This is a genomic window from Micromonospora sp. NPDC048842 (assembly GCF_040649935.1).
Lineage (GTDB): Bacteria > Actinomycetota > Actinomycetes > Mycobacteriales > Micromonosporaceae > Micromonospora > Micromonospora hortensis.
In genome coordinates this window covers 127,995-152,226 of record NZ_JBEZGK010000006.1, presented here as the reverse complement: position 1 = coordinate 152,226, position 24,232 = coordinate 127,995, and the positions used below count along the sequence as shown (strand labels likewise).

Here is a 24,232-nt window from a genome sequence, read left to right as displayed (position 1 = left end):
GTGTCGCCGTTGGTCGTGCGTGGTGTCAGCGGCCGGCCGTGCTTGGTGTCGCCGTTGGTCGTGCGTGGTGTCAGCGGCCGGCCGTGCTTGGTGTCGCCGTTGGTCGTGCGTGGTGTCAGCGGCCGGCCGTGCCTGGTGTCGCCGTTGGTCGTGCCCGATGTCACCGCTGGCCGTGCCTGGTGTCAGCGGCCAGCAGAACAGGCGCCCGCGTGACCACCGCCTCGGCGCTTGCACCGTGATCCACTCGGCTTCCTTGAAAACGCGGTGTTCGAGCGAGGTGGAGAGCGCGACTTCCTTGAACCCGAGTGGATCAACGGGGGCCTGGGCGGTGCTGCGGCTTGCCTGGCCGGAAAGGCTATGGATGCCTGTGTGCGGGGTGTGCCGATCTCAAGATCGCGCACCATCCTGGTTGTAGTGGTGTCGGTGCATCGGTGAGGCCACCACATCCTGGTTCGAGCGCGATCTTGGTAGCCGTGGGTGGCCAAACCCGGGCTTCGGTCTCCTTGCGGGCGGTTTGGTCGTCAAGATCCGCGCAATATCAGTGATGTTGCTGTCTCCCGCGTGTCGGAGGCAGCAACATCCGGGAAGTTGCGCAGATCTTGGCGCGGGGCGCGGGGCGCGGGGCGCGGGGCGCGGGGCGCGGGGTGTCCAGAGAGAAAAGTTGACCGGAGGCACCCTCGGTGGGTGCCTCCGGTCAACTATGTCGGTTTGCGGATTTAGTTCGCCATCAGATCGGCGCCACGCCAGCTGAAATCGGGCTCCGTCGCGAACCGCTCGGTGATCTTCACGAGATCCTCCGCGTACTTGTTCGCGTGGTGCCCGCAGAACACCAACTCGCTCCCACCCGTGAGGGTGATCCGGAGCTTCCCGGCAGCATTGCAGCGGTCGCACCGTTCATCGGCGGCTGGGGGAGCCGCCGTCACGGGCGGCGGCGTGAGGGTCGGGGTCATCGCCTTCCTCCTCTGGTCGTCACCGATGAACAATCTCTTCGGTCGTTGCTCACCTATCGTGCAACACCCTTACTAGGCACTGCCTTCCCTGTGTGCCCGCGGGGGACCGAGGTCACACCTGGAAGGGACAGTGTGCCGTGCACCAAGGGTGCCACGTCAACGATCACATTCGTGCATCCGGACGATCACCATCTGGTGTTGCACACCAGGTGGTCAAAACGACACGTTCGGTTGACGAAACCCGCTCAGTCCAGGTAATCCCGGAGGACCTGCGACCGGGACGGGTGGCGCAGCTTGGACATCGTCTTGGACTCGATCTGCCGGATCCGCTCCCGGGTCACCCCGTAGACCTGACCGATCTCGTCGAGCGTCCGCGGCTGGCCGTCGGTCAGGCCGAAGCGCAGGCGTACCACACCCGCCTCACGCTCGGAGAGCGTCTGGAGCACCTGCTGGAGCTGGTCCTGCAGGAGCGAGAACGAGACCGCGTCGACCGCGACCACGGCCTCGGAATCCTCGATGAAGTCGCCGAGCTGGCTGTCGCCCTCGTCGCCGATGGTCTGGTCCAGTGAGATGGGCTCCCGAGCGTACTGCTGGATCTCCAGCACCTTCTCGGGTGTGATGTCCATCTCCTTGGCCAGCTCCTCCGGGGTGGGCTCGCGGCCCAGGTCCTGGAGCAGCTCACGCTGTATGCGGCCGAGCTTGTTGATGACCTCGACCATGTGCACCGGGATGCGGATGGTGCGGGCCTGGTCGGCCATGGCGCGGGTGATGGCCTGTCGGATCCACCAGGTGGCGTACGTGGAGAACTTGTAGCCCTTGGTGTAGTCGAACTTCTCCACGGCCCGGATCAGACCGAGGTTGCCCTCCTGGATCAGGTCGAGGAAGGCCATGCCACGGCCCGTGTAGCGCTTGGCCAGGGACACCACCAGTCGGAGGTTCGCCTCCAGGAGGTGGTTCTTGGCCCGCTCGCCGTCGCGGGAGATCCAGCCCAGGTCACGGACCATCTCGCGGACGAGCTTCTCCTCGCCCTCGTCGGCGGCCCGCAGCCGCTCGGCGGCGTAGAGCCCGGCCTCGATCCGCTTGGCCAGCTCCACCTCCTGCTCGGCGTTGAGCAGCGGAACCTTGCCGATCTGCTTCAGGTACGCCCGGACGGAGTCGGCGGAGGCGGTCAGCTCGGCGTCGCGTCGCGCCTGCTTGAGAGCCTCGGACTCCTCGTCGTCCCACTCGAAGTCGTTGTCGGTCGCCGAGGCGGCGGCGTCGGTCTCGGCGGCCTGGGCCAGCTCGGCCGGCTCCTCGACCACGACGTCCTCGATCGCGGCGGCCAGTTCCTCCGGGTCGATCTCGCCCTCGGCGCCCTCGCCCTTGGCCTTGCCGCCTGCCTTGGTCGGCTTGGCCCCGGCAGCCGCGGCCACCGTCGCCTTGGTGGCTCGGGTCGACTTGGTCGCCTTCGCCGGCGTCGCCGTGGCGGCCTCGGCTCCGGTGCCGGTCGCCTTGCGAGCGGCCACCTTGCGCGGGGCTGACGTCGTCGGGGCGTCGTCGCCGGCGGGCGCCTGCTTCGGGGCCGGCGCGGCGGCCTTCTTGGTGGTCTTGGCGGTGGTGGCCCGGGACGCCGGCGTGGTCGAGCGGGCCGCGGCGACGCGGCGACGGGTGCTCGCCGAGCCGTCCACCACGACGGTCACTCCCGCCTCGGAGAGCGCCCGCAGGATCTTCTTGGCCTGGGCCGGAGTCACCTCGGCGGACTCGACGGTGCGCGCGAGCTGAGCCGACGTGAGCTGACCGCCGGCGCTCTGCGCGTGGGCGATCAGGGTGTCGGTGAGCGAGCGAACGTCGGCGCCGGGCTGGCGGGGTTCTGTCACGAATGACCTTCCGGAGGCGAAGAGCGGGCACGGCGGGTTCGTCCAGCGCAGCGAGGGTTACCGTGCCGGGCGATGTGGTTGAGGGACCCTCGTGTCACGGTCCGGCCGGTGGTCGGCGGTCCGTGCCGCGTGGGCAGGGGTGAATTGTAACGCCGTCTGCGGCGATCATCCTGCTCCGCACCGCGTACCGCCGGTGGGGACCGTCGGTGGGGCGGAGATATGGGCTTCGCGGTAATGATAGCCGCGCGGCAGGCGAAGGGCTTCCGTCGTCGAGCCAGGTAGCGCGCAGATCGTGTCCGAACTGCCGTTTGAGCAGGCGATACGAGGTCAACGGGGCGGTTGCGAGGATGCGCGTGTGGATCACCGAGGTCGCTGTCGGTCCGGCCGGTGGCGTGCCCACCAGGTCGCGGTTGGGCAACGGTTGTGAGCCGAGCATGGACGGGGCGGTAAGCATTTAAGCGACATTACCAACCGAAAGGGGCATATTGGCGGAGGTCGCCCGCTCAAGCCGCGAGGCCGTCGCCGGTGTGCCCACCTCGCAGCGGATTCCGGACGCCAAAGATCCTGGTCTGGCGCCGCAGTACGGCGTCGGGAACGATGATCTTCGGAAGCCGGGTCGGTAGTTTCACCCACCCACGTGCACCCGGAGTGCGGAAAGAGGCGAATCATGACCAACTCGGCCACGACACCGTCGGAGCTGCTGACCATCGCGGTGGAGGTGGCTCGGGCCGCGGCGGACACCGCGTACCGGATGCGTGCCGAGGGAGTCGTCGTCGCCGCCACCAAGAGCACCGTCACCGACGTGGTCACCGCCGCCGACCGGGCGGTCGAGCGGCAGATCCTCGACGCGTTGGCGGCGCTGCGCCCGGACGACTCGGTGCTGGGCGAGGAGTACGGCGAGGAAGCTTCCGGCGCGACCCGCAGCGGTGTGCGCTGGATCGTCGACCCGATCGACGGCACTGTGAACTACCTGTACGGACTGCCGCACTCGGCTGTCTCGCTGGCCGCCGAGGTGGACGGGGCGGTGGTTGCCGGCGTGGTGCGCAACGTGAGCACCGGCGAGGAATGGACCGCCACAGCCGGGGGTGGGGCCTGGCGCGACGGCGTCCGGCTGCGTTGCTCCGGGGAGGTCGATCTGGGGCAGGCGCTGGTCGGCACCGGCTTCGGCTACGAAGCCCGCCGCCGGGCGCACCAGGCGCAGGTGGTGGCCGGTCTGATCGCACACGTACGTGACATCCGCCGGCTCGGCGCCGCGGCGCTGGACCTCTGTCTGGTCGCCGAGGGGCGGCTGGACGCGTACTTCGAGAAGGGTCTTGCGGCCTGGGACCTGGCGGCTGGCGGGCTGGTGGCCGCCGAGGCGGGGGTCCGGGTCGCCGGTCTGGCGGGTCGGCCGCCAGGGCCGGACCTGGTGGTAGCGGCCCCGCCCGCGCTCTTCGCGCCGCTGCACGACCGGTTGGCCGCGCTGGACGCCGCCGGCGGTCCCTGACCGGCGGAGCAGGTCAGCCGGCTCCAGCCTTTCGAGCGGCCGGCTCTGGCGGCGGTGGGCCAGGTCGGTGCCGATCGCCGACCTGGCGCTGAGGTGGGCCGGTTACGCCGTCACTTGGCGGGTGGCGACGGGCAGGAGCCCTTGGGAGCCTCCGGCGGACCCGAGTCGCCGAGCGACTGGTTGACCTCGGTCGTGGTGGCGAGCTGCTGGAAGCGGTTGCCCAGCACCACGTCCACGGTGTCGTCGGCGCGCTTCGGGTCGTAGCCCGGCACCGCGTTGTTGAGGAAGTACGCCTGGAGCAGGTGCGCGGAACCGACGCCCTTCGGGCCGTACCGCAGCAGGGCCACGCTGTCGACCTTCTTCTCGTTCCCGGTCTTCTTGACCTGGAACTGTCGATTGCTGAACTCGTCGGCGACGGTGTGGGCGAGGCCCGGCTGATCCGTGGCGTTGAACACGTTGATCTTGACGTCCTTGCGCTCGCGCAGGGTCAGATCCGCCAACGGCCAGCCCTCGGGGCAACCCGCCGCCGTGCCCACGTTGCCCTGGCTGTCGCGGACCACGGCCACGACGACGAAGACCAGGGCGATGATCGCCAACAGGCCGACGACGACGAGTGCTCGCACGCGCGCAAAACTCATCAGGGCACTCCCCGGACCTCAGTGGGTGGTGGCGGCCAGGAACGATCGCTCAGGCCGCCGGCCGTCGAATACGCCGCTGAGGTTAACGGTTGTCCGGCCGTCGCGTGGAAACAGCCCGACATGCCGGCGCGCCGACCGCGAACCGGGTACTACTACCCCTATCTTCGTGTCGCCTGAATCACATTGGGAACAACTTCGCGTGCGGGGGCGTACATCTCAGCCGCAAGGGCGGTATACATGCCTCGCCCAAGGGGGGGTAAGGTTCCGCGCTCGCAGGGGAGTCGCCCCGGCGAGCTCGACCCGTTCGGTCCTCGGGTCGGGTGCCCGACACAAGTGGTGGCCGGCCAGCGGAACCGAAACAGCGTCGTCCGGCGTTACAACCGGAAGCGACAACATCGATATGGGAGAGTGAAACCGATGGCCACCGACTACGACGCCCCGCGTCGCGACGAGGTCGACCTCGGCGAGGACAGCCTGGAAGAGCTCAAGGCACGGCGCGTCGACTCACAGTCGGGCGCGGTGGACGTCGACGAGGCCGAGGTGGCCGAGAGCTTTGAGCTGCCCGGTGCCGATCTGGCCGACGAGGAGCTCACGGTCAAGGTGCTTCCGATGCAGCAGGACGAGTTCCGGTGCGCCCGCTGCTTCCTGGTCCACCACCGTAGCCAGCTGGCGGTCGAGCGTAACGGCGAGCTGATCTGCCGCGAGTGCGTCTGACAACCACAACAACACCGGCGGCGGCCTCCTGAACGGGGTCGCCGCTGCCGGTGTAGGCATGCGGCAGCGGTGGGTACCTGCTTGACTCGTAGCGGGTAGCCACAGCACCGGGAGGTCCGATGAGCGATCGAGGCGGCACCACCGATGGCGGCGCGGACGGCCTCGGCGCCACCCGTGGCACGGACGACCTCGCTGCCACCGATGGCGGCACGGACGACCTCGGTGCCACCGGTGGCACCGACGACCTCGGTGCGACCGTCGCGGCGTTGACCGCTGACGACATCGCGCCGGCCCGACGCCGCCAACTGCTGACCCGCATGGTCGGGCAGGCCCGTGCACGGGGCATCTCCGACCTGTTCAAGCCCCGCGCCGCCGTGCGGTGGATGGTCGACGCCGTCGCCGAGATCGCCCCGCACGTGCCGGTACGGGACCTGGACACGCTGCGCCAGCACTTCCCGGGCCTGGACGACGCCGCCCTGGCCGACCGGCTCATCCGTAACGCGTCGAGGACCACCGCCGCGATCGGCGCGGCCGGTGGGGGCGTCGCGGCCGTCGAGTGGACGGTTGCCCCCACCCTGCTCTCCGCGCCGGTGCTGCTCGCCGCCGAGACCGTGGCCGTGGTGGCGGTGGAGCTGAAACTCGTCGGCGAGCTGCACGAGATCCACGGCGTGGCACTACCGGCCGCCGGCAGCCAACGGGCGGTCGCGCTGGTGCACTCCTGGGCAACTCAACGCGGCGTCAACCCGATGGTGCCCGGCGTGGGAGTGGGAGCGGTGCTCGGCACCGCCGCCCGCAAGGAGTTGCGGGACATGCTGCTGCGTCGTTTCGGGCGCAACCTCACCACGCTCGGGCCGTTCCTGACCGGCGCGGCGGTGGCCAGCTTCCTCAACCGCCGGGCCACCCAGCAAATGGCCGAGCAACTCCAGGTCGACCTGCGTCGGCGGGGCATCGCCCGGCCCGCGCCACCGGCGGCCCTCCCAGGCCCGCCTACCGGCACCTGAGCGGTCGCTAACCGTCGGATCGGCACCTGAGCGGGCCCATGCCGTCGGACCGGCTCCTGAGCCAGCCCTTCGGCGTCGGGTCAGCCCGGCTCGCCCGCCGTCGGGTGGGAAGCCGACAGGGCGTCCCGTGCGGTCAGCACCGCCTCGGCCAGCTCGACCGGATGGCGGGTGCTCACCACCCAGAACGGGGTCGGATCGTCGGGATCGTCGAGGATCACCTGCACGGCGCCGCCGATCCACGGTCGCTGCACCACGAAGGCGAGCGGGTCCGCGCCGACGCCGAGCACCTCACGTCGGCCGGCTACGTCCAGCGGCACCACGTCGGCCACGAAACGGACCGGCAGGCGGGCGTCGTCCACCCGCAGCTCGGCGTCAGCCACCCCGACCCGGATCCGGCCCAGCCACCACAGCCCGACAGCGGTGAGCGGCACCAGCACGGCGAACGGCAGCCACGCGCGGACGCCGGAGGCGCCCATCCAGATCTCGACGGCCAGCAACGCGGCGGCCACCAGCCCGGCCAGCCACAGCCACCAGGGCAGATCCAACCGCTCGGTGTACGCCGAGCGGGCGGAGACCGGCGGCTGATCGGCGGACGGGGAGGGCGACATGCTCACTCCTGCGAGGGTACGGCGCACGGCGGCTCGACGAACCGGCAGGATGGCAGGGTCACCCCGCGAACCGGACGGAAGAGGGGACCCGTGACCGACGTCGTACCCGTGCCCGTGCAGCTGCTCGACCCGGAGCTGCCGTTGCCCACGTACGCCCATCCCGGCGACGCCGGGGCCGACCTGGTGGCGGCCGCGGACGTGGAGCTGCCACCCGGCGGCCGTGCCCTGGTGCCCACCGGCGTGGCCGTCGCGCTGCCGGAGGGGTACGTGGGACTGGTCCATCCCCGCTCCGGTCTGGCGGCCAGGCTCGGCGTGACGGTGCTCAACGCGCCCGGTACGGTCGACGCCGGCTACCGGGGTGAGATCCTGGTCAACCTGATCAATCATGATCGGGACGTGCCGGCGAAGATCTCCCGCGGCGATCGGATCGCGCAGCTCGTGGTCCAGCAGGTCGCGCGGGCGCGGTTCGAGCCGGTGGTCGAGCTGCCCGCGTCCCGGCGCGGGACCGGTGGGCACGGGTCCACCGGTGGGCACGCCGGGCTGGTGCCGTCGCCGACGGGCCAGGACCGGGTCGAGCGGCGGCCGAGCGAGCCGGGCCGCGGGCAGACGGAAGAGGTGGCAGGGTGAGTGTGAACAGCGGAGGGCAGGCGCAGTGATCTTCTCCCGAAAGCGGGCCGATGCGGAGCGGCAGACCCGTGACGAGCGGGCCGCCCAGGTCCCCGACCAGGGCGATGCGACGCCGACGCTGGAGCGCGGCCCGTACGACATCTCCGAGAGCTACGACGACGTGCAGCGACTCGACCTGGGCAGTCTGCACATCCCGGCGATCGCCGACGTCGAGGTGCGGGTGCAGGCCGACCCGCAGGGTGTGGTCCAGCAGGTGGTGCTGGTGCACGGTGACAACGCGCTCCAGTTGGGCGTCTTCGCCGCCCCCCGGTCCGAGGGGATCTGGGACGAGGTGCGCGAGGAGATCCGGCAGTCGCTGCTCCGCGACGGCGCGAGCGCGCAGGAGGTCGCCGGCGAGTACGGCCCGGAGCTGCACGCCCAGGTGAACACCCCGGACGGCGCGACGAACCTGCGGTTCGTCGGAATCGACGGGCCGCGTTGGATGGTCCGGGGCGTGTTCCAGGGCCCGGTGGCCACCGACCCGGCAATGGCCGGGCCGCTCGTCGAGTGCCTGGACGGCCTGGTGGTCGACCGTGGGCAGGAGGCGAAGCCGGTCCGCGAGCCGCTGCCGCTGCGGCTGCCCCGGGAGGTCGCCGACCAGGCAGAGGCCGAGGCGGGCGACGCCGCCGCCGCGCCGCGTCAGGTCTGACCGGCGCGCACCGGCCCGCCGGAACCAGCCCCGTCGGCGTACGCTGGCGGCACGGTTCCGGCGCCGCCGGTGCCGGCCGGGGACGGCGAGCGTGGAGAGGGTGACGCGGAGGTCATGACGACCGACGAGGGCCGGGTGTCGCTGCGGCGCATCCTGCAGAGGTTCACCGCCAGCGAGGCCGAGATAGACGCGCAGGAGCTGCGTCGGGAGAGCGCCGAGTGCGGCGGAATCCCCGCCCAGCAGTGCTCCCGGGGTCAGCTGGTCTCGGTCGCCGGTCGGCTGCGCACCGTGGTCTACACGCCGCGCACCAATCTGCCCACCCTCGAGGCCGACCTGTACGACGGCAGCGACGTGGTCACCCTGGTCTGGCTGGGTCGACGGCACATCGCCGGGATCGAGCCGGGCCGGCATCTGACCGCCCGTGGCCGGGTGGCCGTGCGGGACGACCGCAAGGTCATCTACAACCCCTACTACGAGCTGGACTCGCCCAAGTGATGGCACTGCGGACGGAAGGCCGGCGATGACGACGGGACAGGACCGGGCGGCACAGCCGGATACCGACCCTCAGGACGAGGAGCCGCTGCCGACGATCGCCGAGCAGATGGCCGACCAGCTTGGCGGCTGGCGCGGGCTGGTCGAGTCCAGCATTCCGGTAGTGGTGTTCGTCGTCGCCAACATCATCGGCGAGCTGCGGCCGGCGGTGATCGCGTCGATCGCGGTCGCCGTGCTGATCGCGGGGCTGCGGCTGGCCCAGCGTCGACCGATCCGGCACGCCGTCAACGGGCTCTTCGGCGTCGGCGTCGGCGCGGCCATCGCGTGGCGGACCGGCGATGAGCGTGACTTCTACCTTCCCGGCATCCTCTACGGCATCGGCTACGGTGTCGCCCTGCTGATCTCGGCCGTGATCCGGCAGCCGCTGGTGGGCTGGATCTGGTCGGTGTTGGTGGCCAAGGGCCGTTCGGAGTGGCGGTCCGACCCGAAGCTGGTGCGCACCTTCACCCAGCTGACAGTGCTCTGGGGCGTGGTCTGGCTGGCCAAGGTGGGAGTGCAGGCCGGGCTCTACCTGGCCCACCAGGACACCGCCCTGGGCGTGGCCCGGCTGGCTCTGGGCTACCCGCCGTACGCGCTGCTGTTGCTGATCACGGTCTGGACGGTGCGCCGGGTCACCCGGGAGTCGCCGCCGGCCCCGCTGCCCAGCGCCTGAGCGACGCCCCCTCACCCGGGCCGCTCCGCGCGCCGGTCGGGGTCAGCGTGAGCTGCGGGTTCGTTCGACGCTGTCCGGCCCGAGGATCACCTGGCGGACCTGGTCCTCCACCTCGGCGGTGCAGACGAAGATCAGCTCGTCGCCGGCCTCGATCGGGTCGTCCGGACTGGGCACCAGGACCCGCTTGCCGCGCAGGATCGCCACCAGCGCGGAGTCGCGGGGCAGCGGCACGGCGTGGATCGGCTGACCGACGTAGGGGGCCGTCGGCGGCAGGGTGATCTCGACGAGGTTCGCCTCGCCCTGTCGGAAGGTCATCAGCCGGACCAGGTCGCCGACGGTGACCGCCTCCTCGACGAGCGCGGCCATCACCCGCGGCTTGCTCACCGCGACGTCCACGCCCCACTGCTCGGTGAACAGCCACTCGTTCTCGGCCCGGTTGACCCGGGCGACCACCCGGGGCACCGCGAACTCGGTCTTGGCCAGCAGCGACAGCACCAGGTTGGTCTTGTCGTCGCCGGTCGCCGCGACCACCACGTCGCACCCGGCGATGTTGGCCTCCTCCAGGCTGGCCACCTCGCACGCGTCGGCCAGCACCCAGTCGGCAGCCGGCACCCGGTCCGGACGCAGCATCTTGGGCTGGCGTTCGATGAGCATCACCTGGTGGCCGTTTTCGATCAGCTCCTGGGCGATCGAGCGGCCCACGTTGCCCGCGCCCGCGATGGCGACCCGCATGGCTCAGTGCCCTCCTTCCGGCGGCGTCGCCGCCACCGACGTGACAGTCGCCACGATGTCATCGCTGACCAGCATGAACACCTGGTCGCCCTCCTGCACGACTGTGGAGCCGGTGGGCAGCGTGCCGATGCCGAAGCGGATCAGGTAGGCCACCCGCGCCCCGGACGCCTCCTCCAGCGTCCGCACCGACCTACCGATCCAGTCCTTGTGTACGGGAACCTCGACGATCGACACAGTGCTCGTGGGGTCGCGGAAGATCTCCACGTTGCCCTCCGGCACCAGGTGCCGCAGCATCCGGTCCGCCGTCCACCGCACCGTCGCCACTGTGGGGATGCCCAGCCGCTCGTAGACCTGAGCCCGGCGCTGGTCGTAGATGCGGGCGGCGACCCGGGACACGCCGAACGTCTCGCGGGCCAGCCGGGCCGAGATGATGTTGGAGTTGTCGCCGCTCGACACCGCCGCGAAGGCGTCCGCGCGCTCGATGCCAGCCTGCCGGAGCACCTCGCCGTCGAAACCGGCCCCGGTCACCGTGATCCCGGCGAAGTCGGGACCGAGCCGGCGGAAGGCGTCGGCGTCCTGGTCGATCACCGCCACCGAGTGCCCTCGGGACTCCAGGCTGTGGGCGAGCGTCGACCCGACCCGACCACATCCCATGATCACGACGTGCACGCTGTCCCTCCCAAGGTGCGTACCACTCCCGCTGCCGGTGGCCTTCGAGTGCGAGCCTGCCACGTCCCGGTCGCGAGCGGGGACCGACCGTACCCCGCCGTCGTGAGCAGCGGTGATCGCCCACCCCCGCGCCCCCACCGTGGTGGTCGTACTCTTGGCGTTCGTGGCCAGTCCCACCTCGCTGCTGAAGCGGCTTCTTCTCGGTCGACCGTTCCGGTCCGACCGGCTCCAGCACACCCTCCTGCCGAAGCGCATCGCGCTGCCCGTGTTCGCCTCCGACGCGCTGTCCAGCGTCGCGTACGCGCCCGACGAGATCCTGCTGACCCTCTCCATCGCCGGTGCGTCGGCGTACTTCTTCTCGCCGTGGATCGCGCTGGCCGTGGTCGTGGTCATGCTCACAGTGGTGGCGAGCTACCGGCAGAACGTGCACGCCTACCCGTCCGGTGGTGGCGACTACGAGGTGGCCACTGTCAACCTGGGGCCGAAGTTCGGCGTCGGGGTGGCCAGCGCGTTGTTGGTCGACTACGTGCTCACGGTGGCGGTGTCGGTCTCCTCCGGGGTGGCCAACCTGGGCTCCGTGGTGCCGTTCGTGGCCACCCACAAGGTTCTGATCGCGGTGAGCGCGGTGGTCCTGCTCACCGCTGTCAACCTGCGCGGGCTGCGCGAGTCGGGCACTGCGTTCGCCATCCCCACCTACGGCTTCGTGATCGTGATGCTCGGGATGCTGCTCACCGGGCTGTTCCGGGTCTTCGTGCTGGGCGACGAGCTGCGCGCGCCGAGCGCCGACCTGGTGATCCAGGCCGAACACAGCGTTACCGGTTTCGCGCTCGTCTTCCTGCTGCTGCGGACGTTCAGCTCGGGCGCCGCCGCGCTCACCGGCGTGGAGGCGATCTCCAACGGGGTGCCGGCGTTCAAGGCGCCGAAGAGCCGCAACGCCGCCACCACCCTGCTGCTGCTCGGCACCATCTCGGTGAGCATGCTGGTCGGGATCATCTGGCTGGCCCGGCTGACCCACCTGCAGTTCGTCGAGGATCCGAACCTCCAGATCGTCTCCGGCCCCGAGGGGTACGTGCAGAAGACGGTCACCACCCAGCTCGGCGAGACGGTCTTCGGTTCCGGGTCGATCCTGCTCTACGTGCTGGCCGGGGTGACCGCCCTGATCCTGTTCCTCGCGGCGAACACCGCGTTCAACGGTTTCCCGGTGCTCGGCTCGATCCTGGCCCAGGACCGCTACCTGCCCCGCCAGTTCCACACCCGGGGCGACCGGCTGGCCTTCTCCAACGGCATCACCTTCCTCGCCCTCTTCGCGATCGTGCTGATCGTCGGCTTCCAGGCCGAGGTGACGAAGCTGATCCAGCTCTACATCGTCGGGGTCTTCGTCTCGTTCACCGTCTCCCAGGTCGGCATGATCCGGCACTGGAACCGGCACCTGCGCACCGAGCGGGACCCGGAGGCGCGCCGCCGGATGGTCCGCTCCCGAGCGATCAACACGTTCGGCGCGGGCCTGACCGGCGCGGTGCTGGTGATCGTCCTGATCACCAAGTTCCTGCTCGGCGCGTGGATCGCTATCGCCGCGATGGCGGTGATCTACGTGCTGATGCTGGCGATCCGCCGGCACTACGACCGGATCGCCGTCGAGCTGACCCCACCGGACGAGGGCCGGGCCGTGCTGCCCGCCCGCAACCACGCGATCGTGCTGGTCAGCAAGGTGCACCAGCCGACGCTGCGGGCCATCGCCTACGCCCGTGCCACCCGACCGGACACACTGACCGCGGTGACAGTCAACGTGGACGAGAAGGACACCAGGGACCTTCAGGCCGACTGGGAGCGCCGGGAGATGGCCATTCCACTCACCGTGATCGACTCGCCGTACCGGGAGATCACCCGGCCGATCCTGGACTTCGTCGCGTCCACCCGCCGCAAGTCGCCCCGGGACGTGGTCACCGTGTTCATCCCGGAGTACGTGGTCGGCCGTTGGTGGGAGAACCTGCTGCACAACCAGAGCGCCCTGCGCCTCAAGGGCCGGCTGCTCTTCGAACCGGGGGTGATGGTGGTCAGCGTGCCGTGGCAGCTCGCGTCGACAGCGAGCAAGAACCTGGACCGGCTCGACGCCACGCTGTCCCGGACACCGGCGCGTGGGCCACGGAGTGCCGTGCCAGTCGCCGCGCCGCCGGTGGCCGTCACGCCGCCCGGCGAGGGCGGACCTGAGAACAGCGGAACGATGGGGAACAGTCGTGACTGAGCCGGGCGGTCCGCGGACCGCGACACCCAGGACGCCGTCGGCGTCGGCAGCCTCGGCGTTCGAGCGGGGCCTGGCCGAGACGGACCGGGTCGAGCTGACCGTCGACGCGGTCGCCCCCGGCGGGCACTGTGTCGCCCGGGTGGACGGGCAGGTCGTCTTCGTCCGACACGCGCTGCCCGGTGAGCGGGTCATCGCCGAGGTCACCGAGGTGCACCGGGGGTTCGTCCGGGCCGACGCGGTGACCGTGCTGGAACCCTCACCGGATCGGGTCGAGCCGCCCTGCCCGTACGCGAAGCCGGGTGCCTGCGGGGGCTGCGACCTCCAGCACGTCGCACCGGCCGCGCAGTTGGCCTGGAAGACCGCGGTGGTCCGCGAGCAGTTGGTCCGCCTCGGTGGGCTGACCGACGTCGAGCTGGACCGGCTCGGCGTCCGGGTCGAGGCGTTGCCCGGTGGGCTGCTCGGCTGGCGCTCCCGGGTCCGTTACGCCGTCGACGCCGCCGACCGGGCCGGCCTGCTCAAACACCGCTCGCACGAGGTGGTGCCTATCGACCGCTGCCGGATCGCCCACCCGGCCATCCAGCAGCTGCCGGTGCTCACCCCCACCGGTGCGCGCTGGCCGGCCGCCGAGGCGGTGGAGACCGTCGCCAGCACCGGCGGGGACGTGACAGTCACGGAGATCCGCGACGGGGTGCCCGCCCCGGTCAGTGGCCCGACCGAGGTCCGCGAGGTCGCCGCCGGACGGGACTGGACGCTGCCCGCGTCCGCGTTCTGGCAGGTGCACCCGGCCGCGGCGGACGCCCTCTCCACTGCCGTCCTCGAGTTGCTGGACCCGCAGCCGGGCGAGGTCGCCTGGGACCTCTACGGCGGCGCTGGGCTGTTCGCCGCCGGGCTGGCCGCACGGGTCGGCGCGAACGGCCGGGTGACAGTGGTCGAGGCGGCGGCGCAGGGTGTCGCCGCAGCCCGGGAGAACCTCGCCGACCTGCCCAGCGTCGAGGTGGTGTCGGCCCGGGTGGAGACCGCGCTGGCCCGCCGACGAATCACCGGCCCGGTCGACGTGGTGGTGCTCGACCCGCCGCGCTCCGGGGCCGGCGCCCCGGTGGTCCGCGCGCTGGCCGCCGCCGGCCCGCGGGCGGTCGCGTACGTGGCCTGTGACCCGGCCGCCTTCGCCCGGGACGTGCGTACCTTCGCCGACCTCGGTTGGCGGCTGGCGGCACTACGGGGCTTCGACCTCTTCCCGATGACGCAGCACGTCGAGCAGGTCGGGCTGCTGCTTCCCCCGGACGCGCGGTAGAACACCCCGCGTCGGCGCCTGACCGGGCGCTCAGCTGCCCACTCCCCGCCCGGCGCGGGTGCGTGGGGCGCGGGTCGGGCTGCGGAGTACCGGGGGGCCGATAGACTCTCCGGTCATGAGTGTTGAAGAGGACACGGCCAACCACGGCCGGCTGCTGGGGACGGTTCGCGGTCCGCAGGACGTCAAGCGGATGTCCGGCGAGGAACTGGACGTCCTCGCCGCCGAGATCCGGGACTTCCTGATCACCAAGGTCTCCCGTACCGGCGGGCACGTCGGGCCCAACCTCGGTGTGGTCGAGCTGACGCTCGCCATGCATCGCGTCTTCGACTCCCCCCGGGACCGGCTCCTGTTCGACACCGGCCACCAGGCGTACGTACACAAGATCCTCACCGGGCGTCAGGCCGGCTTCGACAAGCTCCGTCAGCGCGGTGGCCTCTCCGGCTACCCCAGCCAGGCGGAGAGCGAGCACGACCTCATCGAGAACTCGCACGCTTCCACGGCGCTGTCCTACGCCGACGGCCTCGCCAAGGCGTACGCCCTCCGGGGCGAGGCGCGCAGCGTCGTGGCAGTGGTCGGTGACGGCGCGCTGACCGGCGGCATGTGCTGGGAGGCGCTGAACAACATCGCCACTGCCGGCAACTCCCTCGTGATCGTGGTCAACGACAACGGCCGGTCCTACTCGCCGACCATCGGCGGGCTGGCCGACCACCTCTCCTCGCTGCGGCTCAACCCCGGCTACGAGAAGGTCCTCGACACCGTCAAGGACGCCCTCGGCTCCACGCCGCTGGTCGGCAAGCCGATGTACGAGGTGCTGCACGCGGTCAAGAAGGGCATCAAGGACGCGGTCGCCCCGCAGGCCATGTTCGAGGACCTGGGCATCAAGTACGTGGGCCCGGTGGACGGGCACGACGTGGGCGCGGTCGAGGCGGCGCTGCGCGCGGCCAAGAACTTCGGCGGCCCGGTCATCGTGCACGCGGTCACCCGAAAGGGCTACGGCTACCGTCCCGCCGAGGAGGACGAGGCCGACTGCCTGCACGGCCCCGGCAGCGCCTTCGACGTGGAGACCGGCGCGCTGCTGGCCGCCCCGTCGGTGAAGTGGACGCACGTCTTCGCCGACGAGCTGCTGGCCATCGCCGACGAGCGCCCGGACGTGGTGGGCATCACCGCTGCCATGGCCGAGCCGACCGGCATCGCCAAGCTGGCCCGCAAGTACCCCGAGCGGGTGTACGACGTGGGCATCGCCGAGCAGCACGCGGCCACCTCGGCGGCCGGGTTGGCGCTCGGTGGCCTGCACCCGGTGGTAGCGGTCTACGCCACGTTCCTCAACCGCGCCTTCGACCAGGTCCTGTTGGACGTGGCGATGCACAAGCTGCCGGTGACCTTCGTGCTGGACCGGGCGGGCATCACCGGCCCGGACGGGCCCAGCCACTACGGCATCTGGGATATGTCGGTCTTCGGGGTGGTGCCGGGGCTGCGGATCGCCGCTCCCCGCGACGCCGCCACCCTGCGCGAGGAGTTGCGCGAGGCGCTGGCCGTCGACAACGGCCCGACGGTGGTGCGGTTCCCGACCGGTGCGGTCGCCGCGGACCTGCCGGCGCTGCGCCGGGTCGGCACTGTCGACGTGCTGGCCGAGTCCGCCCGTACCGACGTGCTGCTCGTCGCCGTCGGCTCCTTCGGCCAGTTGGGCATGGAGGTGGCCGCCCGGGTCGCCGAGCAGGGCTACGGGGTCACAGTCGTCGACCCCCGCTGGGTGCGTCCGGTCCCGGCGGAACTGGTCGACCTGGCCGCCCGCCACCGGCTCGTGGTCAGCGTCGAGGACGGCGTCCGGGTCGGCGGGGTGGGCGACGCGCTCGCCCAGGCGATGCGCGACGCCGACGTCCGGGTGCCGCTCAAGGACCTGGGTGTGCCGGCCGACTGGCACCCGCACGGCACCCGCGCGCAGATCCTCGCCGACCTGGGTCTGACCGCTCAGGACGTGGCCCGCAACGTCACCGGTTGGATCTCCGGCCTGGACGCCACCCCGGACCGCCTCACCCCGAGCGACGCGGCAGCACAGAACTGACGAGAACGAACAACGGCGGGCGTCCCTCGGGACGCCCGCCGCCGCATATCCAACCCCGCCCCCGCGCGCCCTGCCCCGCCCTGCGCGCCCCGCCTTGCCCCGCGCGCCCTGCCCCGCCCTGCGCGCCCTGCCCTGCGCGCCCCGCCCTGCGCGCCCCGCCCTGCCTCCGCCGATCTTGCACTTTCGGTTGGCGTATTGCACCTTGCGTGTCGATTTGTCGGCACAGAAAGTGCAAGATCGCGCGGATGGGGTGGGGTGGGGTGGGGTGGGGTGGGGCGGGGTGTGCGGGGGTGGGGGTTAGCGGGGGGAGATTGAGCGGTAGTGGGTTTTGTCGGTGTTGGCGAGGCTGTAGGTCTGGGAGCGCGACGGGGTGGGGATGACCGCCAAGCCGGGGCGCTCGACGAGCAGGGGAGTGCCCGGGGGAACGGACAGGGAGCTGTCCCGGGTGGGCCGCCAGCTCAGCACCACCAGCGGCTGACCGGGCACCGGTAGTTGGTACGCCTGCAACGGGGTGGCCCGGTCGGCGGGTGAGACGACGGGTGCGCTCCCGTCGGCCGGTCGGTAGATCACCGCCGTCATCGCGCCGGCGTCGGTGTCCCAACTGAGCTGCTGCAACTCGGCCGGTTCGCCGCCGCCGAGGGCGACTTCGCCGAGCGAGCGCACGGTGAGCTTCGCCATCGGCCAGGACGTCGGCACCGAGCGTGGGGCGTCCCGGTCCCCGATCCGCCGCGGGATGCTGCCGAAGGGGCCCCGATCGCCGGACAGCACGCAGGTGTCCAGGCCGGTGAGCGCCCGCCGGCCCGTGCCGGACTCGTCGCGGACCAACGGATAGCGCGGGTCGACGGTGCCGGTGCCCAGGTCGAGCAGCCGGTCGGCGGCCCGCCCACGGGGGAGCGACTCCGTGGTTCGCAGGGTCGCGGTCACGCCGACGGCCGTGCAGGACGGCACGTCGACAGGTGCGCTGAGACCGTCCGCGATGGTCAATGTCCGGTCCTGTGGCCCGAGGAGGCTCTGCACCCGGGCCGACACCAGGTAACGCCGACCGCCGGCCGTCTGCACCGGCAGCACGTCGGAGTAGACGAGGTAACCCGGGTCGGTGTACTCGGTGGCGCGGGTCACCGCGTACCGGTCGCCCTCGCGAGTCAGTTGCAGCAGCCAGGAGGCGCTTTCGCCGGGTACGTCGGCGGCCACCAGCGCCACCGGGGCGCCGTCGACCCGACCGGAGAAGAGGATGCCGGACGAGGGCAGGTGCACACGGTCGTCGGCCGGCGACCGCCAGCCCCGGACCGCCGTGGTGACCGCCGCCGTCGCCGTGGCGTCCCCGGAGAGGTCGCCTCGGGGCGGCCACACGGCGAGGGTGCCGTCCAGGCTGTCGTACCCGACCCGGAGGTCCTGCGGCTTCCGCTCGGCTACCGGACCGCAGGCCGTGCCGGCCAGCAGCGCGCTCAGCAGGACGGGAAGCGCCCTGCCGTACCGACGGCCTGGAGTCACCTGGCCCGCCCCCGATCGCCTCGCCGTCGCTGTCGGAAAGCGCCATAGTACGAGATGTCCGGTGCGGCACCTCAGTTGGCCGGCACCGGAACCACCACAATGGACACCACCGGGGGTTTAGGGCGTTTTGGTTGCTCCGGTAGACTCCGCCGACTGTGACGCCTGCCGAGTCCCGCGCCCTGCCCGCGCCGCACCCGGAGGCGGCAGCCGACTCCGCCGAGCTGGTGAGTTACCGCACACCGGCCGGCCTCTTCGCCGGCCCGCCCGCGCTGACCGCCCCCACCACAGCGCCGGCCGAGCCCGATGCGCCGGCCGCCCCCACCACAGCGCCTGCCGCCCCCGAAGTGCCGACCGGCCCAGAAACGCCGACCGGCCCAGAAACGCCGACCGGCCCAGAAACGCCGGCCGCGCCCGAGACGCGGGCCGAGCCCGGAGCAGCGGCCGAGAGCGCGGTGCCGACGCGGGCGCGGTGGCGCCGGTGGACTCGGCGTCGGCAGCACCTGGCTGTGGGCGGGCTGTTCCTGCTCGCCGCACTCTGGGTGACCAGCCGGATCTGGCTGGACCCGTCCGGTCGGGTGGCCTCGCTCTACACCGGTGACCCGGCGCAGGTGCAGTTCTTCCTCGCCCACTCGGTACGCGTGGTGCTGCACGGCGAGTACCCGTTCTACACCGAGCAGTTCAACTACCCGGACGGCGTCAACCTGATGGCCAACACTGCCGTGTTGGCGCTGGGCATCCCGATGGTCCCGGTGACGCTGCTCTTCGGGCCGGCGGTCTCCTTCGTGGTGCTGGTCACGCTCGGTCTCGCCGGCACCGCCATGGCCTGGTACCTGATGCTCTCCCGCCACCTGGTGCGTACCCCGCTCGCGGCGGCGGTCGGCGGCTGGTTCTGCGGGTTCTCGCCCGCGATGCTCTCGCACGCCAGTTGGCACCCGAACATCATCAGCCAGTTCCTGCTGCCGTTCATCGTGTGGCGGGTGCTGGTGCTCACCCGCTCCGGGAAACCGGTCCGGGACGGGGCCCTGCTCGCCCTGCTGGTCACCGCGCAGGCGTTCATCAACGAGGAGATCCTGCTCTTCACGGCGCTGGCCTGCGGTGTCTTCCTGTTGGCGGTGCTGGCCCAGGAGCCGGCCCGGTGGCGGGCGACGTGGCGACCCCTGGGCGTCGGCGTGGTGACCTGCGCGCTGCTGGCGGGGGCGCTGCTGGCGTACCCGCTCTACGTGCAGTTCGCCGGGCCGATGGCCTACCACGGGCTCAGCGACGCGGTGAAGGACTACGGCAACGACATCGCCGCCTTCTTCGCCCCCGGCTCGCCCACCCTCGGCGGCAACCAGCGAGCCAACATCAACCTTGCGCCGAACTACTCCGAGGAGAACGCCTTCTTCGGCTGGAGCCTGTCGATGCTGGCCATCGGCATCGTGGTCTGGCTGCGCCGGGAGTTGATCGTTCGGGCGCTCGCGGTGACCGGCGTGTTCTTCGCCGTGCTCTCCCTCGGCGAGCGGGTCTCCTGGTGGGACCGCGAGCTGATCACCGGGCCGTGGCAGTGGTTGGTCCACCTGCCGCTGCTGGACGCTGTGGTGCCGACCCGGTTCGGGCTCATCACCAGCGTGGTGATCGGCCTGCTGCTGGCGCTCGCCGTCGAGCGGGCCTGGGCGCTACGCCCGGCCGACCGTCGTACGGTCCGGGTGCTCACCGCCGCGGGCCTGGCCTTCGCGCTGCTGCCGATCGCGCCGATGCCGCTGCGGATGGTCTCCCGGCCGCCGGTGCCGGACTTCATCACGGCGGACCGGTGGCGGGCGTACGTCGGACCGGACCAGACGCTGGTGCCGATCCCGGTGCCGAGCATGGGCAACACGCACGGCATGCGCTGGGCGGCGGCCACCAACCTCGACTTCAAGATTCCCGGCGGTTACTTCCTCGCGCCCCGCAACGGCAACACCGGTGACGCGGGCCGGTTCGGCGGTCGTCCCAGCGGGGTGGGTCAGATGCTGGAGGAGGTGGCGACCACCGGCCGTACGCCCAAGCTGGACGACCGGCAGCGTCGGCGCTTCGCCGACGAGCTGCGGCACTGGCGGGCGGCGATCCTGGTGCTGCCGGTGCGGCAGCAGAACGCCGAGCCACTGCGACGTACGGTCGAGGAGCTGGTCGGCCCGGGCCGCCAGGAGTTGGACGTCTGGGTCTGGGACGTCCGGACGCTCACCGACCGTTCGGTCTGATGACCACCGGGACGACGTCCCCGAGCATTTCGCCCCCGGCGACGGTCGGCGTGTTCCGTCCGGCCTGGCTGCGGGACGCGTTGGTGGTGGCCGGCTATCTGGGCCTCGCCGTGCTGGTGACCAGCGGGCAGTGGGGTCACCCGTGGCGGCTGTTCCACCAGGCGGGTGACCAGATTCTCTTCGAGTGGATGCTGGCCCACGCGGCGCATGCGGTGGTCGAGGGGGAGAACCCGCTCTTCAGCACCGGGTTGAACGCGCCCGACGGGGTCAACCTGATGGCGAACACCTCGGTGCTCGGCCTGGGGGTCCCGCTCACCCCGGTCACCCTGCTCTTCGGGTCGCAGGTGGCGTTCTGCGTGGCGGTCGTCTGCTGCCTCGCCGGGACCGCCGTCGCCTGGTACGTGCTGCTGCGCCGCCGGCTGGTCGGCTCCCGGGCCTCGGCAGCGGTGGGTGGGCTGATCTGTGGCTTCGCCCCGGGCATGATCGCTCAGGCGGGCGCCCACCTGCACATCGCCGCCCAGTTCCTGGTGCCCGCGATCCTCGCCCTGGTGTTCCGGCCCGACTCGGAGACGACACGACACGGCGTGTGGCGGCCCGGCGTCGCCCTGGGGCTGCTGCTCGTCTGGCAGGTCTTCATCGGCGAGGAGGTGCTTGTCTTCCTGGTGCTCGCGGCCGGCGTCTTCGCACTGGGCCACGCGCTCGCCGACCGGGTGGCCGCTCGACGGCTGGCGCCGGCCCTCTTCGGCCGACTCGCGGTGGCGGCCGGCGTGGCGGCGGTGCCGCTGGCGTACCCGCTGTGGTTCCAGTTTTACGGCCCGCAGCACTACTCCGGGATGGCGTTCGCCACGCAGGGCTTCCAACTGGACGTCGCCTCGTTCACCGCGTCGGCCAGACAGACAGTGCTGGGTGACGACTGGCTGCCGGGGCTGCTCTCGCCGAATCCGACCGAGGAGAACTCGTTCTTCGGCCCGGGCCTGCTGGTGCTCGCCGTGGTGATCGTGATCTGGCAGTGGCGACGACCGTTGGTCCGGGCACTGGCCGCCTGCGGCGTGGTCTTCGCCCTGCTCTCGCTCGGCGACGAACTGCGGGTGGACGGTGAGGCCACCGGCATTCCGGGGCCGTACCGGCTGGTCGGCGGGCTGCCATTGCTCGATCTCGCGGTGCCGGCCCGGTTCGCGCTGGTCTGCGTACCGGTGCTGGGTGTGCTGGTGGCGCTGTCAGTGGACCGGGTCCGGGCCGCGCGCGGGCCGAACGTGGCGCCGGGTCTACCGGTACGGCTGCTGTGGGCGGGCGCGGTCGCCGCCGCGTTGCTGCCCCTGATCCCGACGCCGATCCGCGTGGTGCCGGTCGCGCCGGTGCCGGCGTTTCTCGCCGCCGGTGGCTGGCGTCCGCTGGTGCCGCCCGGTCGGACGGTGGTAGCGGTGCCCCCGGTCACCGGTGCCGGGCGGAGCCCGGTGATGCTCTGGTCCGCCCGTACCGGCTTGGGGTTCGCCGCGCCGGGCGGTTACTTCATCGGCCCCAGCGGCCCGGACGACCCGGCGGCCCGCTGGGGTTCGCCGGACCGGCCCACGTCGGTACTGCTGCGGCAGGTGGCCGAGACCGGCGCGGTGCCGGTGCTCAGCGACGCCGACCGCCGCCAGGCCGTCGACGACCTGCGGCACTGGCGTGCCGCGGTGGTCGTCCTCGGGCAAGTGGAGCACGGTGACCCGGTCCGCCGAACCGTCGACGACCTGCTCGGCCCAGGCCGACCGGTCGACGGCGGATGGTTGTGGGACGTCAGGGACCGGGTCGGCTGACTAACCCACCAGGGCGCGCACGTCCCAGACCCAGACGTCGTCGACCCGCTGCGGTGGCCCGATCAGGGCGGTGACCAGCTCACGGAGCACCGCCTCGCGGGGGTGCGCTCCGAGCACCACCACCGACGCCCGCCAGAACCGCAGGTCCTCGACGGCTTGGCGGCGGTTCTCGTCGGTCAGCGTCGGAACCGTGCCGCTGTCCATTGAGGAGTAGATGAGGGAGCTGGTCGGCCGGTTCGGCGCACCGAAGACCCCCTCACCCAGCTCGTTCGGCCCGATGAAGTAGCCGCCCGGAACGGGGAACTCCTGCCCGGTCAGCGCACTCCACCGCAGCGTCGGCAGACCGTGCACGTTGCTCGGGATCGGCACCGGCACCAGGGTTCGACCCGCCGGCACGTACGGCTGCCAGCCGCCAGCGGTGATGAAGTGCGGCGGTGGGTCGATCTGCTGGGCGGGCAACGGGCGGGGGAACAGCGGCAGCACGGCGAGCGCGACCGCCGCGTACCCCACCGGGCGCAGCCACCGGCGGTGCGTGGCGGCCGGCGCGGCCGGTTCGTCGTCGGACGTCGCCGGGGTCGCCTCCGCCACCCGCTGGGCCGGCACCCGCGGCCGGTCGGCCACCGGGCGCCCCTGGCGGTGCGCGGCGTCCCAGGTCAACGCGAGCAGTACGCCCACAGCGGCGGCGACGACCAGCGTCAACCGGGTCGGCATCATCATCTCGACCAGCGGCAGGTCGTCCGACACGTACGACCACGGGCCGCGCACACCGGTCTCCACACCGTTGAAGCGCACGAACGGCCCGATCGCGGCCACGCTGAACACCACGATGAGCACCGCGGCGATCCGGGCGGGCAGCGAGCGGCGTACGAGCAGCACCAGAGCCACCACCGAGAGCAGCACCAGCGGCCAACCGAACCAGGTGTTCTGCTCGGTCAGACCGATCGTCTTCTCCACTGCCGGGTCCCCGGCCCAGGTGTCCCGGGCGAAGGTGACGAAGGCGACCAGGTCCTCGCCCCAGTTGTGGAACACGCCGCCCTGCAGACCCCGGTAGGACTGCGGGCCGTTGAACTGGAACCAGATCGGGTACGCGGTGAGCACCAGGGCCAGCCCGCCGGCGACGCCGAGCCCGGCCAGGAAGGTGCCGGCGGCGGCCCGGGTCGCTCGCGGCCGCTGCACGGCGTACGCCAGCACGATGACCAGGCAGGCCAGCGCGGTGAGCAGCAGCATCTCCTCGTTGATGAAGATCTGGTACGCCACCAGCGCACCGAGCACGAGCCCGTTGCGTCGCCACCGGCCCGGCTCACCCAGGGTCAGCACCCGCACCACGATCAGCGGGAGCAGGAAGTTGGAAACGAAGTTCGGTTGGCCGTTGGCGTGGTGGATGATTCCCGGCGCGAAGCCGAGGAACGCGCCGCCGACGAACGCTGCCGCCCGGGAGCGCACCAGGTGGCGCGAGAGCATCCAGTAGCTGGTGCCGGCGGTGGCCGCCAGCGCCGCGCCCAGGTAGATCGCGTACATCACCTGGGGGCCGAGCAGCATGGTCAGTGGGGCCAGCGGCAGGGTCACCCCGAGCAGCGAGGTGTTGGCCATCATGTTCACCCCGTCCGGGGCGTTCTGACGGGCTGTGAACAGCGGGTTCTCCAGGTGCCGCACCGAGTACTCGCCGTGCGCGAACAGCCACTCGAACCAACTGTGATCGGTGGGCAGGTGCGAGGAGACCCGGCCGTTGACGTCACCCCAGTAGTTGAGGCAGACGAAGACGCCCAGCAGCACATAGGCTCCGAGGGCCAACAGGTCGGCTCGGGCCGGACGGCGACGAGGCCGCCGTGTCGACTCGGCCTCGGCCGGGTCGGCGTCGGTAACGGGATTCAGCGAAGGGTCTACCACCGGCACAGCCACGACGCGCCATCGTACAGGCGGGGTTCCGTCACTTTTGCCGGGCCGGTGCGCCGACTGTCGGT

The 24,232-nt window shown here is 71.6% G+C and carries 20 protein-coding genes; 12 read left to right on the top strand and 8 right to left on the bottom strand.

Annotated features, from left to right (window positions below; all coding sequences use genetic code 11):
• Positions 1–716 precede the first annotated feature (716 nt).
• Together AB0C19_RS11000 and AB0C19_RS10995 are read right to left on the bottom strand one after the other, a co-directional pair.
• Complete coding sequence (locus AB0C19_RS11000) at positions 717–950, bottom strand: hypothetical protein (protein ID WP_030489368.1); 234 nt, start codon at positions 948–950, stop codon at positions 717–719.
• Between the two features lie 245 nt (positions 951–1,195).
• Entirely contained in the window at positions 1,196–2,806 is a 1,611-nt protein-coding gene (locus AB0C19_RS10995) for an RNA polymerase sigma factor (RefSeq protein WP_357182750.1), read from the bottom strand.
• Between the two features lie 667 nt (positions 2,807–3,473).
• On the opposite strand from AB0C19_RS10995, the gene AB0C19_RS10990 reads away from it, so the two are divergent.
• A complete protein-coding gene (locus tag AB0C19_RS10990) occupies positions 3,474–4,292 on the top strand; it encodes an inositol monophosphatase family protein (RefSeq protein ID WP_357182747.1) in 819 nt (272 codons plus the stop codon).
• Positions 4,293–4,402: 110 nt separating this feature from the next.
• Here AB0C19_RS10990 and AB0C19_RS10985 read toward each other — a convergent pair whose 3' ends face one another.
• The gene (locus AB0C19_RS10985; protein ID WP_357183148.1) at positions 4,403–4,915 is read right to left on the bottom strand and encodes a LytR C-terminal domain-containing protein; all 513 of its coding nucleotides are present in this window, start codon (positions 4,913–4,915) and stop codon (positions 4,403–4,405) included.
• A gap of 432 nt (positions 4,916–5,347) precedes the next feature.
• Here AB0C19_RS10985 and AB0C19_RS10980 point away from each other — a divergent pair, with 432 nt between their 5' ends.
• Entirely contained in the window at positions 5,348–5,644 is a 297-nt protein-coding gene (locus tag AB0C19_RS10980; RefSeq protein WP_007075406.1) for a DUF4193 domain-containing protein, read from the top strand.
• Between the two features lie 119 nt (positions 5,645–5,763).
• Positions 5,764–6,645 (top strand): hypothetical protein, encoded by an 882-nt coding sequence (locus AB0C19_RS10975; RefSeq protein WP_357182744.1) that lies wholly within the window; start codon positions 5,764–5,766, stop codon positions 6,643–6,645.
• An 80-nt stretch (positions 6,646–6,725) separates the two neighbouring features.
• On the opposite strand, the gene AB0C19_RS10970 is transcribed toward AB0C19_RS10975, so the two are convergent.
• Positions 6,726–7,253 carry a DUF3093 domain-containing protein gene (locus tag AB0C19_RS10970; RefSeq protein WP_357182741.1) on the bottom strand — a complete coding sequence of 176 codons (528 nt, stop codon included), beginning with the start codon at positions 7,251–7,253 and terminating at the stop codon, positions 6,726–6,728.
• A 90-nt stretch (positions 7,254–7,343) separates the two neighbouring features.
• On the opposite strand from AB0C19_RS10970, the gene dut reads away from it, so the two are divergent.
• The 4 genes from dut (at position 7,344) to AB0C19_RS10950 (ending at position 9,772) form a co-directional block, all read left to right on the top strand.
• Complete coding sequence (dut, locus tag AB0C19_RS10965) at positions 7,344–7,880, top strand: dUTP diphosphatase (RefSeq protein ID WP_238659243.1); 537 nt, start codon at positions 7,344–7,346, stop codon at positions 7,878–7,880.
• A 25-nt stretch (positions 7,881–7,905) separates the two neighbouring features.
• The gene (locus AB0C19_RS10960) at positions 7,906–8,568 is read left to right on the top strand and encodes a DUF3710 domain-containing protein (RefSeq protein WP_357182737.1); all 663 of its coding nucleotides are present in this window, start codon (positions 7,906–7,908) and stop codon (positions 8,566–8,568) included.
• A 114-nt stretch (positions 8,569–8,682) separates the two neighbouring features.
• Entirely contained in the window at positions 8,683–9,063 is a 381-nt protein-coding gene (locus AB0C19_RS10955) for an OB-fold nucleic acid binding domain-containing protein (RefSeq protein WP_124816055.1), read from the top strand.
• 25 nt (positions 9,064–9,088) lie between these two features.
• Positions 9,089–9,772 (top strand): DUF3159 domain-containing protein, encoded by a 684-nt coding sequence (locus tag AB0C19_RS10950; protein WP_091400610.1) that lies wholly within the window; start codon positions 9,089–9,091, stop codon positions 9,770–9,772.
• A 42-nt stretch (positions 9,773–9,814) separates the two neighbouring features.
• Here AB0C19_RS10950 and AB0C19_RS10945 read toward each other — a convergent pair whose 3' ends face one another.
• Both AB0C19_RS10945 and AB0C19_RS10940 read right to left on the bottom strand, forming a co-directional pair.
• Positions 9,815–10,504 (bottom strand): TrkA family potassium uptake protein, encoded by a 690-nt coding sequence (locus AB0C19_RS10945; RefSeq protein ID WP_357182733.1) that lies wholly within the window; start codon positions 10,502–10,504, stop codon positions 9,815–9,817.
• Between the two features lie 3 nt (positions 10,505–10,507).
• Positions 10,508–11,173 carry a TrkA family potassium uptake protein gene (locus AB0C19_RS10940; RefSeq protein WP_357182730.1) on the bottom strand — a complete coding sequence of 222 codons (666 nt, stop codon included), beginning with the start codon at positions 11,171–11,173 and terminating at the stop codon, positions 10,508–10,510.
• 163 nt (positions 11,174–11,336) lie between these two features.
• On the opposite strand from AB0C19_RS10940, the gene AB0C19_RS10935 reads away from it, so the two are divergent.
• The 3 genes from AB0C19_RS10935 (at position 11,337) to dxs (ending at position 16,768) form a co-directional block, all read left to right on the top strand.
• Entirely contained in the window at positions 11,337–13,415 is a 2,079-nt protein-coding gene (locus tag AB0C19_RS10935) for an APC family permease (protein WP_357182727.1), read from the top strand.
• Between the two features lie 70 nt (positions 13,416–13,485).
• Positions 13,486–14,706 carry a TRAM domain-containing protein gene (locus AB0C19_RS10930; protein ID WP_357183145.1) on the top strand — a complete coding sequence of 407 codons (1,221 nt, stop codon included), beginning with the start codon at positions 13,486–13,488 and terminating at the stop codon, positions 14,704–14,706.
• 115 nt (positions 14,707–14,821) lie between these two features.
• Positions 14,822–16,768 (top strand): 1-deoxy-D-xylulose-5-phosphate synthase, encoded by a 1,947-nt coding sequence (dxs, locus tag AB0C19_RS10925; RefSeq protein ID WP_238683351.1) that lies wholly within the window; start codon positions 14,822–14,824, stop codon positions 16,766–16,768.
• Between the two features lie 297 nt (positions 16,769–17,065).
• On the opposite strand, the gene AB0C19_RS10920 is transcribed toward dxs, so the two are convergent.
• A complete protein-coding gene (locus AB0C19_RS10920) occupies positions 17,066–18,220 on the bottom strand; it encodes a hypothetical protein (RefSeq protein WP_357183142.1) in 1,155 nt (384 codons plus the stop codon).
• A 491-nt stretch (positions 18,221–18,711) separates the two neighbouring features.
• Here AB0C19_RS10920 and AB0C19_RS10915 point away from each other — a divergent pair, with 491 nt between their 5' ends.
• Together AB0C19_RS10915 and AB0C19_RS10910 are read left to right on the top strand one after the other, a co-directional pair.
• Positions 18,712–20,475, top strand: a complete 1,764-nt coding sequence (locus AB0C19_RS10915) for a hypothetical protein (RefSeq protein ID WP_357183138.1) — start codon at positions 18,712–18,714, stop codon at positions 20,473–20,475.
• Positions 20,475–22,271: a hypothetical protein gene (locus tag AB0C19_RS10910; protein ID WP_357182723.1), complete on the top strand. Its 1,797-nt coding sequence runs from the start codon at positions 20,475–20,477 to the stop codon at positions 22,269–22,271. Before AB0C19_RS10915 ends, AB0C19_RS10910 begins: the two co-directional genes overlap by 1 nt.
• Here AB0C19_RS10910 and AB0C19_RS10905 read toward each other — a convergent pair whose 3' ends face one another.
• A complete protein-coding gene (locus AB0C19_RS10905; RefSeq protein WP_357183136.1) occupies positions 22,272–24,158 on the bottom strand; it encodes a hypothetical protein in 1,887 nt (628 codons plus the stop codon).
• Positions 24,159–24,232 lie beyond the last annotated feature (74 nt).